The organism is Knoellia flava TL1 (genome assembly GCF_000768675.1).
Taxonomy (GTDB): domain Bacteria; phylum Actinomycetota; class Actinomycetes; order Actinomycetales; family Dermatophilaceae; genus Knoellia; species Knoellia flava.
Genome location: NZ_AVPI01000002.1, coordinates 20,308 through 34,703 on the forward strand (window position 1 = coordinate 20,308; position 14,396 = coordinate 34,703).

A 14,396-nucleotide genomic window follows, 5' to 3' on the forward strand; every position below is an offset into this window, starting at 1 on the left:
GCTCAGCGCCCGTCCTCCCTTTCCTGGCCCCGCCGCCACTGAGCACTCCGGTGAGCCCAGAGTGCTGGGCTCGAGGACAGCTCGGCGATCTCGTCCTGGAAGAGCCACTGCCTCAGCCTCGCCGGCGGTCGCGCGCCGTAGGCGTCGTCGAACGCCTCAGCGGCTGTCTGCGCGCTCCGGTCCGACACCTCGGCAGGGTGGGGGACGGCACTCTCCAGAGCCAGCACCGGGGTGTCGACCAGGAACGGCGTGAGGGCCTCGACGTCCCCCGGGCGGCACACCACGGTTCGGTGGACGAACTGGTCGGGAGAGCGCTCGAAGACGACATGTATCGCGCAGGTCTCGAGGCCACCACCCCGACGGTCGATGGAGACGACCTGCGCCGCCGGCAGGCGCAAGCCCAGCGGGTCCCGAGCCGGAGCAGCCTCCTCCTCCTCGCCGTCATCCACACGGAGGACTCCCAGAACGGCGAGGCCGACCGGCAGCAACCACATCACCGCCCCGAGGACCGGGGGCGACGACAGGAGCTCGAGCTCCCAGTCGACGAAGTCTGCCAAGGGGGCTCCTGCCGGCACGAATCCCTCACCGTCGAAGAAGGCGAAGTACGCGTAGTCGGCGACGACGATCGCCACGACCATGAGCCCTGCGGCGTGCACCCGTCGCCAGCCGAGAGCGACCCTGCGTTCGAAGGTCCGGACGACCCACCCGATGCAGGAGGCCACGACGAGGATTACGACCCACGTGCCCTCGTCGTTCCACACGGCCACGGCCACCGTGCCACGGCCCCTGCTGCCACCACGACGAGGCCGACGAGCGTGGCCACCAGCACGCTGCCCCTCCTGCGAGCGGCGCTCATCGGTTCAGGAAGCCAGATCGGGTCGAAGAACCAGTCGTCCATGTCCGCACGTCACGCTTCTGAGGTCCGCTGCAGACCCGGCCGGAGCGGGTCCTGCACCTGCTCTCGACGGTAGGAGCGCCTGACCTCGGCGTGAACAGCGAGAACTGGTCTCCCGCCGCATGGTCCGGACGTTCCACCCAAGTGACCCGGCGAGACGGGTCGGCGCGGGTCACCACACCCGACCTAGCCTTGCCGAGTGCAGGGAGTCTTCACGGGGTTCGCGACGATCGGCGTGGTCATCGCCGTCGGCGCCCTCCTCGCCCACCTGCGCATCGTCGACCTCACCGCCCAGCGCGTGCTGTCGCAGATCGCCTTCTTCGTCGGCTCCCCCGCCCTCATGGTCATGACGCTGAGCCGGGCCGACGTCCATGACGTCCTCTCGGCCAACCTCGTCGCCACCACCGTCGCCGTCCTCGTCCCGGTCGCGATCTATGCTGCCGGCGCCCGCTTCCTCTGGCACCGACGCCTCGGTGACGCGACGATCGGCGCCCTCTCGGCGGCATACGTCAACGCCGGCAACCTGGGGATCCCGGTGGCGAGCTACGTCCTCGGCGACGCCGCACTGGTCGCGCCGACCCTGCTCCTCCAGCTCCTCGTGCTCCAGCCGATCGCGCTCGCGCTGCTCGACACCGACGCCCTCGGGCGCTCGCCGTCGTTCGTGCAGCTCGTGAGCCGGCCGTTCCGCAACCCGCTCACGGTCGGCTCGCTCATCGGCGTCCTGCTCTCGCTCACCGGGTGGACGCTGCCGGAGTTCGTCGGCAACCCGCTCGAGCTCCTCGGCAACGTCGCGGTCCCGGCGATGCTCATCGCCTACGGCATCGCGCTGCGCCTCGGCCCGGGCCTCGGCGCCGCCGGGTCGGTCGCCGAGCTCGCGACGACGTCGCTCCTCAAGCTCGTGGTCCAGCCCTTCGTCGCGTATGCCGTGGCGCACCTCGCGCTCGGCGTCGACGGTCGCGCGCTCCTCGCCGTCGTCGTCACGTCCGCCCTGCCCACCGCGCAGAACATCTTCGTCCACGCCACGCGCTACGACCGCGGGACGGTGCTCGCGCGCGACACCATCCTCATCACGACCATGGGCTCGGTGCCGGTCATCCTGCTCATCGCGGGCCTGCTCGGCTGAGGTCCGCGCGCGAACGGCCGTCGCGACCTATCCTGTGCGAATGCCGGGACCAGTGCTGGACGGGGGGACATCGGCCGACGTCGGGATCCTGCACGAGCACCTGTGGACCGGGGCGACGGTCATCACGGCCGTGCGCACCGTCGCGTCGGCCGCGGTGGCTGCGTGGGGCGCCGTCGAGGGCAGCCTCGCCCTGCTCGTCGTCGCGCTCGGCATCTACTGGGTCGGGGACATCCTCGACGGGACCTGGGCGCGTATGCGCCGCTGCGAGACCCGGATCGGCGCGGTGCTCGACATCTTCTCGGACCGTTTCAACGCCGGCGCGTTCTACGTCGGCCTCGCCTGGCTCCAGCCCGACCTCGCACCGGCGGTGTTCGTCTACCTCGCCGAGTTCATGGTCGTCGACACCTTCCTGTCGCTCGCGTTCCTCGCGTGGCCGATCCGCAGTCCCAACTACTTCTACGTCGTCGACCACACGATCTGGAAGTGGAACTGGTCGAAGCCGGCCAAGGCGGTCAACAGCGCGCTCTTCGCGGTGCTCCTCCTCGCCACCGGCTGGATGTGGGTCGGGCTCGTCATCGCCCTCGGCCTGCTCGCGCTCAAGTGCTGGTCCATGGCGCGGCTCATGCGGATCGGCCTGCCCGTGCCCGGTCCGGTGCCCACCCATGTGGGCTGAGGTCGTCAGCGTCACCGGCCTCGCCGTCGCCTCCGCCCTCGTCCCGCTCATCAACATCGAGGCGATCGTCGCGCTCACGGTGACCCAGGGCGACGCACCCGCGTGGGTCGTCGTCCTCGTCTCCTCGCTCGGCCAGATGGCCGGCAAGCTCGTCTGGTACTACGGCGGCCGGGAGCTCGAGCGCTTCCGCTTCGTCGCCCGCCGGATGGAGAAGCCGAAGGCGAAGGCCGCGCTCGAGCGCTGGCGCTGCCGCACCGAGGGCCGGCCCTGGTATGCCGCCGGCCTCCTCCTCGTGTCGTCGGCCGTCGGCATCCCCCCGTATGCCGTCATCGCGGTCCTCGCGGGCGCCCTCCGCATCCCCGTCGTCGTCTTCCTCCTCACCGGGCTCGTCGGTCGGGCGATCCGCTTCGCGGCCGTCATCGGCGGAGCGGCCGCGGTCGTCTCCTGGTGGTGACGGCGGCTCGCGCTCCGGTGGCGACGGCGTGGGCGCGCTGCTAGGAACGAGGCATGACCCGCCGCACCCTCCCCGCCGTCGTCCTCGGGCTCTCCCTCGCCGTCGCCGCGGCCGTCCCCACGAGCAGCGCTGTGGCGCACGGACATCCGAGCGCGCCAGACGAGTTCGTCGCACTGCGCGACGTCGACCCGAGCATCGTCCACGAGATCCGCTACGCGACCAACCACAACTTCGTCGGCGAGCGCATCGACGACTACCGCGCTCCCCTGTGCCTGCTCACCCGTCCCGCGGCCGAGGCGCTCTCGCGGGCGCAGGACGAGCTGCGGCCGATGGGCCTCACCCTCAAGGTCTACGACTGCTACCGCCCGCAGGGAGCCGTCGACCACTTCGTGCGCTGGGCCGAGGACCTCGACGACGAGCAGATGAAGTCCGAGTTCTATCCCCGCGTCGAGAAGTCGCGCCTTTTCGAGGACGGCTACATCGCGGCGAAGTCCGGGCACAGCCGCGGCAGCACCGTCGACCTCACCATCCAGCCCATCGACGCCCGTCCGGGCCCGACCCCGCACTCGCCGCACCCCGAGGGGTCGTGCTTCGGCCCGGTCGAGGACCGCGTCCCGGACGCCTCGCTCGACATGGGCACGGCCTTCGACTGCTTCGACGTCCTCTCGCACACCGCCAACCCGGCCGTCACCGGCGAGGCCAGGGCGAACCGCGACCTCCTCGTCGACGTCCTCGCGGCCGAGGACTTCACCAACCTCCCCGAGGAGTGGTGGCACTTCACGCACAAGCCCGAGCTCTTCCCGACGACGTTCTTCGACTTCCCGGTCTCGCGGGCCTCGCTCGTCGCTCCCTGACCCACGACGCGCCGGACGGGTGAGAATGGGGCGATGATCACCCTCGAGCTCGCCCGGCGCGTCGTCCACGAGGCCGGGGTGCTCTGGGAGCCCGCGCCCGGCGACCGCTTCGTCATCGACGCCGAGCTCCTCACCGGTGACATCTTCTGGGTCAGCGACCTCACCGTCGAACCGCAGACGTTCGGCGAGCAGACCGTCCTCGGCTTCAACGGCACGACCGAGTGGGCGCTCGACTCGGTGAGCCTCGACAAGGCGCTCTGGCTCCCGCGCGAGGACCAGCTGCGCGCCCTGCTCGGCGACCGGCTCGAGACGCTGCGGCGCACCGAGGAGGGCTGGGAGGTGACGTATGCCGGGAGCGCGGGCTCACGGCATACGGTCACCGACCCTGATGTCGAGTGCGCCTACGCGAGGGCGCTGCTCAGTCTCCAGGCGTACTAGGGGCGCACCCGGCCGTCCGGGCGGATCGACAGGACCACCTTGTCGTCGTACTCGCGGCGCTCCGTGCGGGTGACGCGGTAGTCGGTGTCGACGACGGGGAAGACGTGCACCGGCGTCATCGTCATCCGGGCTCCGTCCCGGGTGCGCTCGACCTCGACGTGCAGGTGGCCGTAGTGCTTGCCGCCGGAGGTGAGGACCCGCACCCCGTCACGGTCCTCCCACACCTCGGGCTCGTCCCGGTCCGCGGTCCACTGGCGGTAGGGGTTGTAGCTCAGCCGCTCGGAGTCCGGCCCGGCCACGCGCCGCTCGCCGCGCAGGCCGTCACCCGCGACGCCGACGTCGTAGTAGTGGACGCCGACACCGTCGCCGTCCTCGTCGACGAAGCTGCGCTCGAAGAGCTCGCTGTGGCCGCAGATGACGGCGGCGACGCCGTAGCGCTCGGCGAGCACGTGGTACTGCCGCATCGGCGTCCCGCCCTGGCCGGACGTGTCCTTGTGGTACATCGGCAGGCCGTGCTCACCGCTGCTGAACGGCGAGTGGTGCCACTGCATGACGATGATCTGGCCGCGCTCGCGGGCGTCCGCCAGCTGCGCCTCGCACCAGCGCCACTGGGTGCTACCGGGGTTGAAGTCGGAGAGGTCGGTGCCGCCGGCCGCTGCGTACTCCGCTGCGGTGAAGTTGTTCTGCGTGTCGGTGCCGGGGCCGCGGTACTCACGGCCGACGGCCTGGTTGCCCTCGTAGTTCTCGGTGTCGTCGTCCGGCTCGCCGTTGTTGGAGTCGAGGGTGATGACGGTCAACGGGCCGTAGTCGATGGCGTAGTAGTTGTCCCGGTGCTCGGGGGTCCCGTTGTCGGGCGCGTCGAAGTAGGCGTGGTACTTGCCGCGGGAGCGCACGACGATGGAGCGGTCGGCGCTGGAGCCGTAGCCGCCGTTGACCGCACCGCCGAAGCTCTCCCAGTTGCCGAACGCCGTGAGTGCGGGGGTGCGGCCGAGCCGGTCGCCCGCGGGGCCGGCGTTGCACCGGAACCACTCGTCCCAGCCCGGCTGGTAGCCGCCGCCCTGCACGAGGTCGCCCGGGAACATCATGAAGTCGGGCCTGCTGGCGTCGACGACGCGCAGGTTGGCGAGGTAGCCCTCGTCCTCGGTGAGGGGGTAGCGGAGCACGCGCGCGCCCGCGAGCACGGTGGTGCCGAAGACGCCGTCCCACGTCGACCCGGCTGCGGCGTCCGGCCGGCCCAGCCCGGCGACCTCGCCGGGCGCCCACTCGCGTCGGGTGACCCGGCCGCGGGGCTCGGTCTCGTGGTCCGACATGGCGATGAAGGTGACTCGGTCCCAGTCCTGCACGCTCGGAGCGGTCCGGAAGCGGCCCTGGTAGCGGTCACGTCCCTGCACGACCTCGTAGGTGTAGTGCGTGCCGGGCCGGAGTCCCTCGACGTCGACGACGTGCTTGACGTTGCCCTCGCGCAGCAGCCACGACCCCTTCGCGAGGCCGGGGATCTCCTCGGCGCGCTCGGCGTCGGTGTAGCCGAGGATCGGCATCGGCTGTGGCGTAGTGCTCACGCGACGCCGTCCACCGCCCAGGCCCGGGCCACGCACCGTGAGCGTGCCCGGGACGTCGGCGTAGCTGACCCAGCTGATCGTCATCGACGTGCTGGCCGGGTTCTGGAGGTAGGGCAGGACGCGCAGGTCCCGCATCGAGCGGGCCGCTTGCGCGCCGACCTCGGTGGCCGCGCCGGACTCGGCGGCCGACGCCGTCGCGCACGACAGGACGGGCGGCGCGAGCGTGGCAGCGGCGAGGCCACTCAGGACCATGCGGCGGGACAGAGTCGGGCGGGTCTCAGACATCGTCGTCCTCAGGGGGTGGAGAAAAGTTCGACGCGACCGGTGGTCCGCGTCACTTTTCCACCCTAGGGGAGCGAGGTCGAGCGAGCCAGAGATGCGTGAGCGCACCAGCGGCGCAGAGCGTGACGAACGGCGTCGCCATGGCTGCGCCGCCGGTCACGATCTGCGCCGGTCGCGCGCGAGCGAGCCAGAGATGCGTGACCGCACCACCGTTCGGTGGTGCGCTCACGCAATCGCGGCTCGCTCGGGTCAGCGCTTGCGGGTGCCAAAGATGGAGCGGGTGATCTCCCGGCCGATGACCGTGCCGGCCGAGCGCAGGGCGGAGCGGAACGCGCTCGACTTGACGACCTGCTCGACGAGGCCCGGGTCCTCCTTGGGCGTCGCCGTCTTCTTCGCCGGGGTGGGCGCCGGCGCCTTCTGCGGAGCCTCGGCGGCCGGAGCCGTCGCCTGCACGCGCGCGGCGAGCTTCTCGTAGGCGGACTCGCGGTCGGCGACGGCGGCGTACTTCGACGACAACGGCGAGGCGGCGACCGTCGAGTCGAGCAGCGCATCGGGCGAGGGCGCCATGAGCGACTGCGGGGCGCGCATCCGGGTCCACGCGACCGGCGTCGGCGCACCCTTCTCGGACAGGACGGTGACGACGGCCTCGCCGGTGCCGAGCGAGGTGAGGAGCTTCTCGAGGTCGTAGTCGCTGTGCGGGTAGGTCTTCACCGCCGCCTTGAGGGCCTTGGCGTCGTCGGGGGTGAAGGCACGCAGCGCGTGCTGGACGCGGTTGCCGAGCTGGCCGAGGACGTCGGCGGGCACGTCCTTGGGCGACTGGGTGACGAAGAAGACACCGACGCCCTTGGACCGGATGAGCCGCACCGTCTGCTCGATCGCGTCCTGGAACGCCTTGCTCGCGTCCGCGAAGAGCAGGTGCGCCTCGTCGAAGAAGAAGACGAGCTTGGGCTTGTCGACGTCGCCGACCTCGGGCAGGTCGTGGAAGAGGTCGGCGAGCATCCACATGAGGAACGTCGAGAACAGCGCAGGGCGGTCCTGGACGCCGGGCAGCTCGAGGCAGGTGACGAGGCCCTTGCCGTCGCTCGACGTCCGCAGCAGGTCGCCCGTGTCGAAGTTCGGCTCGCCGAAGAAGGCGTCGGCGCCCTGGTCCTCGAATGCGATGAGCTCGCGCAGGATGACGCCGGCCGTCGCGGAGGAGAGTCCGCCGAGCGCCTTGAGCTCGGGCTTGCCCTCGTCGCTCACGAGGTGGCTGATGACGGCCCGGAGGTCCTTGAGGTCGAGCAGCGCGAGGCCGTTCTTGTCGGCGTAGTGGAAGACGAGGCCGAGGCTCGACTCCTGGGTGTCGTTGAGCCCGAGGACCTTGGCGAGCAGGGTCGGGCCGAAGTCGGTGATCGTCGCGCGGATCGGCACGCCCTTGCCCTGACCGCCGAGCGAGAGGAACTCCGTGGGGTATGCCGTGGCCTGCCACTCCTGGCCAACGTCCTTCGCGCGCGACGCGAGCTTGTCGTTGGGCTGACCCGGGCTCGCCAGGCCGGAGAGGTCGCCCTTGATGTCGGCGAGGAAGACCGGGACGCCCTGACCGGAGAGCTGCTCGGCCATGAGCTGGAGCGTCTTGGTCTTGCCGGTGCCCGTGGCTCCGGCGACGAGGCCGTGCCGGTTGAGGACGCCGAGCGGGATCCGCACCGGCGCGTCCGGGTGGGCGGTGTCGTCGATGACCGTCGCGCCGAACTCAAGCGCAGGGCCGTCGAACGCGTAGCCGGCGCGGATCTCGTCGAGGTGCGCGTTCCCTTCCGCGGGCGCGGGCTCGGCCGCGGCGGGGGTGGTGGCGGGCTGTTCGGGCGTCGCGTTCTCGGTCACCTTCGGCACCCTAGCGCGAGCGCGAGGCGACCCCACGGCATACGGACTGCTTACGTCCGGCAAGGTGGCGGCTGGGTCGTCACCCTGCCGGACGCAAACACTCTCTGTATGCCGTCCCGCTCACCTCACGCCGTAGAGGTGCTCGAGCGCGAGCTGGTCGAGGTGCTCGAAGGCCATTCCGCGGGCGGCCGCCTCGTCGGGGTCGAACGCCTCGGCGCGCAGGGCGTCGATGCCCTCCCCCTGCGCCAGGGTCGGCTGCGCGAGCTCGTCGAGCCGCGAGGCCTTGAGCGCCTCCTGTACCTCCGGGTCGGCCCGGAAGGCACGCGACTTCTCACGCAGGACGAGGTAGTTGCGCATGCAGCCAGCGGCCGACGCCCAGACGCCGTCCATGTCCTCGGTGCGCGGCGGCTTGAAGTCGAAGTGCCGCGGACCGTCGTAGCCGCCGGTCTCGACCGTGTCGACGGTCCAGAACGCCCCACGGGCGTTGCCGGCGCCGAAGCGGAGGTCCTGGTCGTAGCGCGGACCGGTCTGGCCGTTGAGGTCGAGGTGGAAGAGCTTGCCGTGCCAGAGCGCCTGGGCGATGCCGTGGGCGTAGTTGAGACCGGCCATCTCCTCGTGCCCGACCTCGGGGTTGAGACCGACGAGCTCGGGCCGCTCGAGCTCGTTGATGAAGGCGAGCGCGTGCCCGATCGTCGGGAGGAGGATGTCGCCGCGCGGCTCGTTGGGCTTGGGCTCGAGCGCGAAGCGCAGGTCGTAGCCCTGCTCGACGACGTAGTCGCCAAGGAGGTCGAACGCCTCCTTGTAGCGGTCGAGCGCGGCGCGCACGTCCTTGGCCGCGCCCGACTCAGCGCCCTCGCGACCGCCCCAGGCGACGAAGGTCGTCGCGCCGAGCTCGACGGCGAGGTCGATGTTGTCGGCGACCTTGCGGATGGCGTAGCGGCGGACGTCACGGTCGTTGTTGGTGAAGCCGCCGTCGCGGAAGACAGGGTGCGAGAAGAGGTTCGTCGTCACCATCGGCACGACGAGCCCGGTCTCGTCGAGCGCCTTGCGGAAGGGCGCGAGCTGCTCGAGCCGCTGCGCCGTCGAGGTGCCGAAGTCGCTGACGTCGTCGTCGTGGAAGGTGATGCCCCAGGCGCCGAGATCGGAGAGCCGGTGGACCGCCTCGACCGGGTCGAGCGGCGGGCGGACGGCACCGCCGAAGACGTCGACGCCCTGCCACCCCACCGTCCAGAAGCCGAAGGAGAACTTGTCCTCGCGCGTCGGGGTGAAGTCCGAGGACCCGGCCACCCGGCCGGAGTCGGTGGTCACTGCTCGTCCTTGCCCGAGCTGAAGGCCGCGTCGAACGCCGCCTCCGGCCGGTCGAACGCGAGCCGTCGCACGAAGCCCACCGCCTCGGCCGCGCCGACGAGCCGGTCCATGCCCGCGTCCTCCCACTCGACCGAGATCGGGCCGTCGTAGCCGATCGCACCGAGCGTGCGGAAGCAGTCCTCCCAGGGCACGTCGCCGTGGCCGGTCGAGACGAAGTCCCAGCCGCGACGTGGGTCTGCCCACGGCAGGTGCGAGGAGAGCCTTCCGTTGCGGCCGTTGCCCACTCGCATCCGCACGTCCTTGCAGTCGACGTGGTAGATCCGGTCCTGGAAGTCCCAGATGAACGCGGCGGGGTCGAGGTCCTGCCAGACCATGTGCGACGGGTCCCAGTTGAGGCCGAACGCCTCCCGGTGGCCGATGGCCTCGAGCGTGCGCACCGTCGACCAGTGGTCGTAGGCGATCTCGCTCGGGTGCACCTCGTGCGCGAACCGCACGCCGACCTCGTCGAAGACGTCGAGGATCGGGTTCCAGCGATCGGCGAAGTCCTGGTAGCCCGCCTTGATCGTCTCCGCGGACACCGGCGGGAACATCGCGACGTACTTCCAGATGGCCGAGCCGGTGAAGCCGATGACGACGTCGACACCGAGCTTGGCGGCGGCGCGGGCCGTGTCTGCCATCCGCTCGGCGGCCCTCTGCCGCACTCCTTCCGGGTCACCGTCGCCCCACACGGACGCCGGGAGGATGTCTTGGTGGCGCTGGTCGATCGGGTCGTCGCAGACGGCCTGGCCGACGAGGTGGTTCGAAATGGCCCAGACGCCGAGCCCGTGCCGCTCGAGGATCTCGCGCCGGCCGGCGACGTAGTCGTCCTCGGCCAACGCGCGGTCGACCTCGAAGTGGTCGCCCCAGCAGGCGATCTCGAGTCCGTCGTACCCCCACGAGGCGGCGAGACGGCATACCTCCTCGAAGGGAAGGTCGGCCCACTGTCCCGTGAAGAGGGTGATCGGTCGTGCCACGGTGTCCTCCGGTTTCGTCTCTCTCGGCCGGCTCCACGAACGTAGAATCCGGGTCACGTCCTGCTGTCGATGGTCGGGCGGAAGCCGGTCCCCGGTCGGGGTCACTGCTGCAACAGCGACACCGACCGGGGCCGGTGACGGGTCGGCCGCCCAGGGCGGCCGGGGGTCAGCCGCGCAGGGCGGCCAGGTTGTCGTAGCTGGTCTGTGCGAAGGCGAGCGACTGGCCGGGGTTGGCCGCCCCGCCCGGGGCAGTGTCCTGCTCCCACATCGGGTTGTGCGAGCCCTTCGCGCCGACACGGCGGAAGAACGTCGAGTAGTCGATGTCGCCCTCGCCGAACGGCGTCATCGTGTAGCCGTTGGACGTGGTCGCGTCGCGGCGGCCGTCCTTGGCGTGGAAGAGCGGGAAGCGCTTCGTCTGAGCCGCCACGACGGCCGCCGGGTCGAAGACGGACCGGGCCTGGCTGCCGTCCGGCGCGGTGTAGGTGTGGTGCTTGTACTGCGCGACGTGCGCCCAGAAGATGTCCATCTCGAGGAACACGTGCTTGGGGTCGGTGTGCGCGAGGAAGTGCTCCAGGCGCCGGATCCCGCTGCTGCGGGTGGGGTTGCCCGCAGCGTCGAGCGGCCCGCTGTCGAGCAGGAAGCTGTAGGCGATGTCGTGGTTGTGCGTGTAGAGCTTGAGCCCGTGGCGTGAGGCCCGCTCGCCGAAGAAGTTCCAGCGCTCGGCAGCCGCGACCCAGTCCGCCACGTAGGCCGAGCCGGTGGGGTCGCCGCCGGTGCCGATGTGGCCGAGGCCGAGGATGTTGGCGATCTCGCAGGCGCTGTCGAAGGCGGCGATGGTCTCCGGCGTGATCGTGGACGGGATGCTGCCGTGGTTGCCCTCGGCCTCGAGGCCGAGGTCGTCGAGCCACGACCTGAGCAGCGTGGCTCCGGCGACCGTGCCCAGGTCGGCACCACCCTCGGCGTTGGCGTGCTGGCGGTAGCCGGCGAACTCGATCTGGCGGAAGCCGATGCGCGACAGCTCGCCGAGGACCTCCTTGAAGCCGGAGGCGAGGTCGGTCGTGTTCGGGTCGCGCGAGACGGCGTCGCGCACGGTGTAGAGGATGATCCCGCGCTTCGAGGCGGGCACGAGCGTGCCGTTCGCGTTGCCGGCCGGCGAGGCGTATGCCGTCCCGCCGGCTGCCGCTGTCGCGGCACCGGCCGTGGCGATCGCGGTCGTCGCCGCGAGGAACTGGCGGCGGCCGAGACCGAGGGTCCGGGCGAGCTCGGGGATCTTGACGTCGTTGTCGTTCATGGTGCTCCTTCGTCACTGCAATGACATGGGGGAACAGCGGTGACCGGTCGTCCTCCTGTCCGTCCGGGGGCGTGGTGGTCGGCCACGCGGTCGATGGTCGGGTGGGCTCGCGGCTACGGCTGGGTGCCGGCCGGGAGGTCGATGGGGGTCCAGGCCGAGGCGTTGGCCGCGCTGCTCTCGACGGCGGCGAGGACCTCCTGCACGGCGAGGCCGTCGGCGAAGGACGGGCTGGGGTCGACGCCGCGGGCGATGGCGTCGACGAGGTCGGCCGCCTGGTGGGTGAACCCGTGCTCGTAACCGAGCCCGTGACCCGCGGGCCACCAGTGCTCGACGTAGGGGTGGGTGGGCTCGGTGACGACGACCTTGGTGAAGCCCGACTCGCGGGCGTCGACCGAGGCGTCGTGGACGTGGAGGACGTTCATGTCCTCGAAGTCGAACGCGAGGCTGCCCCTGGACCCGTTGATCTCGAGGCGGATCGAGTTCTTGCGCCCGGTGGCGAAGCGGGTGGCCTCGAAGGTGCCGAGGCCTCCGCCGCTGAGACGGGCGAGGAAGACAGCAGCGTCGTCGACGGTGACCTGACCCCGCTCGCCGCCCTCCTGCGCCGAGGCCGACAGGCCCTTGACGCTGCCGGCGACGGGTCGCTCCTTGACGAAGGTCTCCATCGTCGCGCTCACGCCGGTGATGCGCTCGCCGGTGACGAAGTGGGTGAGGTCGATGATGTGGGCGCCGATGTCTCCCAGGGCTCCCGAGCCGGCGCGCTCCTTCTCGAGCCGCCACGTGAGCGGGGACTCGGGGTCGACGAGCCAGTCCTGGAGGTACTGCGCGCGCACGTGGCGGATCTCGCCGACCCGGCCCTCCTGGACGAGCTGGCGGGCGAAGGCGATCGCGGGGACGCGGCGGTAGGTGAACCCGACCATCGACCGGACGCCTCGGGCCCTGGCGCGCTCGGCGGCGTCGGCCATCCGGCGGGCCTCGTCGACGGTGTTGGCGAGTGGCTTCTCGCACAGGACGTGCTTGCCGGCGTCGAGCGCGGCGATGGCGATCTCGGCGTGGGTGTCACCGGGGGTGCAGATGTCGACGACCTCGACGTCGGGGCGGGCGACGAGGGCCCGCCAGTCGGTCTCGACGTGCTGCCAGTCGAAGCGGCGGGCCATCTCGGCGGCCGCCGCACCGTCACGTCCGGCGATGGCGACGAGCTCGGGCGAGAGTGCCGGGTCGAAGAAGCTGCGGGCGTTTCGCCAGCCCTGCGAGTGGGCCAGGCCCATGAAGGCGTAGCCGACCATGCCGATGCCGATGCCGATCCGGCCGGTCCGCGTCGCGTCGCCGGTCGACGGTGCTGCCGTGTCGGCAGCCGCGAGGTCGGTCGCCGTGGTGTCCGTGGTCATGAGAACCCTTTCCGGGAGGTCTCCGGGGCAGCGCGAGGCTGCGTGGGGTCGAGGTGGTCGGGTCCGCGCGGCTCAGGGATGGCCGCGCGGACCCCGGTCGAGGATCTGCCGGTCGTCGGTCAGGACTCGAAGCCGAGCGGGAGGTACTCCTCCACGTTGTCCTTGGTGACGACGGGAGCGTCGAGGACGATGCGGCGCGGCACGGCGACCTGGACGAGGTCGCTCATGCTCTTGTCCTGGGCCAGGAGCCGGGCCAGGCGCACGCCGTCGGCCGCCTGGGTGGGCGGGTAGAGGACGGTCGCCTCCATCTTGCCCTCCTTGATCCACCGCATGGCGTTGGCCGAGCCGGCGCCGCCGATGAAGGCGAACTCGTTGCGCTTGGCGTTGTCGAAGGCCGCCATGACGCCGACGCCCTGGTCGTCGTCGTGGTTCCAGATGATGTCGATCTTGGGCGCGGCCTGGAGGAGGTTGGAGGCGACCTTCTCACCGGACTCGACGGTGAACTCGGCCGCGACGCGGTTGTCGACGGTCTGGTTGCAGCCCTTGAGCGCGTCGGCGAAGCCCTTGCTGCGGTCCTGCGTGAGGGGCAGGGCGTCGATGCCGGCGATCTCGGCGATGACGGGGTTCGTCAGGTTCTTGTCCTTGACGAGCTTGCAGGCGTAAGTGCCCGCGCTCACACCCATGCCGTAGTTGTCGCCGAGGATCGTGGTGCGCGCGGCGAACGGCGTCGAGAACTCGCGGTCGACGTTGACGACGATGATCCCGGCGTTCATCGCCTTGGTCGCGACCTCGGTGAGGGCGGCGCCGTCGGTGGGCAGCAGGACGATCGCGTCGACCTTGTCGTTGATGAAGGTCTCGACCTGGGCGATCTGCTGGCTGGCGTCGTTGGTGCCCTCGGCCGCCTTGAACTCGACGTCGGAGAACTTCTTCGCCTCCGCCTGGGCGGCGCTGTTGATCGCGCCGAGCCAGCCGTGGTCGGCCGCGGGGCCCGAGAAGCCGATGGTGACCTTGTCGCCCGGGTCGTCGTTGCTGCTGCCGGCCCGCTGGCTGTCGGACGAGGTCGTGTCCGCGGCCTCGGGGGTGTTGCTCGTGCAACCGGCGGCGACGAGGGCGACGACGCCGAGGGCCGCGGCGGCGCGGACCGGGCGGGAGATGGTGCGACGGATCATGGTGGTTCTCTCCTGGGGCTGGTGCGAGGTGGGGATGGGAGTGTGGAGCCGGGTGTCGTGCATGGGAGGCGTCATGCGACCGGGAGCCGCGGAGG

Annotated in this window: 13 protein-coding genes; 5 read left to right on the forward strand and 8 right to left on the reverse strand. The window is 71.1% G+C overall.

The features are described 5' to 3' along the window. Positions 1-2: 2 nt before the first annotated feature. Positions 3-767, reverse strand: a complete 765-nt coding sequence (locus N798_RS01980; protein WP_156971575.1) for a hypothetical protein — start codon at positions 765-767, stop codon at positions 3-5. A gap of 327 nt (positions 768-1,094) precedes the next feature. Here N798_RS01980 and N798_RS01985 point away from each other — a divergent pair, with 327 nt between their 5' ends. From N798_RS01985 to N798_RS02005, 5 genes are read left to right on the forward strand one after another with little or no spacing between them, the layout of a single operon-like run. Next, complete coding sequence (locus N798_RS01985) at positions 1,095-2,018, forward strand: AEC family transporter (RefSeq protein WP_035945860.1); 924 nt, start codon at positions 1,095-1,097, stop codon at positions 2,016-2,018. Between the two features lie 40 nt (positions 2,019-2,058). Continuing rightward, entirely contained in the window at positions 2,059-2,691 is a 633-nt protein-coding gene (locus tag N798_RS01990) for a CDP-alcohol phosphatidyltransferase family protein (RefSeq protein ID WP_035945862.1), read from the forward strand. Beyond that, positions 2,681-3,145 carry a VTT domain-containing protein gene (locus N798_RS01995; protein WP_035945864.1) on the forward strand — a complete coding sequence of 155 codons (465 nt, stop codon included), beginning with the start codon at positions 2,681-2,683 and terminating at the stop codon, positions 3,143-3,145. The genes N798_RS01990 and N798_RS01995 overlap by 11 nt, the downstream gene beginning before the upstream one ends. A gap of 53 nt (positions 3,146-3,198) precedes the next feature. Then, complete coding sequence (locus N798_RS02000) at positions 3,199-3,999, forward strand: M15 family metallopeptidase (protein WP_035945868.1); 801 nt, start codon at positions 3,199-3,201, stop codon at positions 3,997-3,999. Positions 4,000-4,032: 33 nt separating this feature from the next. Beyond that, on the forward strand, positions 4,033-4,437 hold the full coding sequence (locus tag N798_RS02005) for a hypothetical protein (RefSeq protein WP_035945870.1): 405 nt from the start codon (positions 4,033-4,035) through the stop codon (positions 4,435-4,437). Here N798_RS02005 and N798_RS02010 read toward each other — a convergent pair. The 7 genes from N798_RS02010 to N798_RS02040 form a co-directional block, all read right to left on the reverse strand. Beyond that, a complete protein-coding gene (locus N798_RS02010; RefSeq protein WP_229708382.1) occupies positions 4,434-6,281 on the reverse strand; it encodes a metallophosphoesterase family protein in 1,848 nt (615 codons plus the stop codon). The two genes, N798_RS02005 and N798_RS02010, sit on opposite strands and share 4 nt — an antisense overlap. 246 nt (positions 6,282-6,527) lie before the next feature. Continuing rightward, positions 6,528-8,045 carry a helicase HerA-like domain-containing protein gene (locus N798_RS02015; RefSeq protein ID WP_035945961.1) on the reverse strand — a complete coding sequence of 506 codons (1,518 nt, stop codon included), beginning with the start codon at positions 8,043-8,045 and terminating at the stop codon, positions 6,528-6,530. 210 nt (positions 8,046-8,255) lie between these two features. Next, the gene (xylA, locus tag N798_RS02020) at positions 8,256-9,443 is read right to left on the reverse strand and encodes a xylose isomerase (RefSeq protein ID WP_229708384.1); all 1,188 of its coding nucleotides are present in this window, start codon (positions 9,441-9,443) and stop codon (positions 8,256-8,258) included. Then, positions 9,440-10,456, reverse strand: a complete 1,017-nt coding sequence (locus tag N798_RS02025) for a sugar phosphate isomerase/epimerase family protein (RefSeq protein WP_035945872.1) — start codon at positions 10,454-10,456, stop codon at positions 9,440-9,442. Before N798_RS02025 ends, xylA begins: the two co-directional genes overlap by 4 nt. Positions 10,457-10,622: 166 nt before the next feature. Beyond that, on the reverse strand, positions 10,623-11,747 hold the full coding sequence (locus N798_RS02030; RefSeq protein WP_035945873.1) for a sugar phosphate isomerase/epimerase family protein: 1,125 nt from the start codon (positions 11,745-11,747) through the stop codon (positions 10,623-10,625). Between the two features lie 113 nt (positions 11,748-11,860). Next, complete coding sequence (locus N798_RS02035) at positions 11,861-13,030, reverse strand: Gfo/Idh/MocA family protein (RefSeq protein ID WP_052116835.1); 1,170 nt, start codon at positions 13,028-13,030, stop codon at positions 11,861-11,863. A gap of 221 nt (positions 13,031-13,251) precedes the next feature. Further along, the gene (locus N798_RS02040; protein ID WP_035945964.1) at positions 13,252-14,301 is read right to left on the reverse strand and encodes a substrate-binding domain-containing protein; all 1,050 of its coding nucleotides are present in this window, start codon (positions 14,299-14,301) and stop codon (positions 13,252-13,254) included. Between the last annotated feature and the right edge of the window lie 95 nt (positions 14,302-14,396).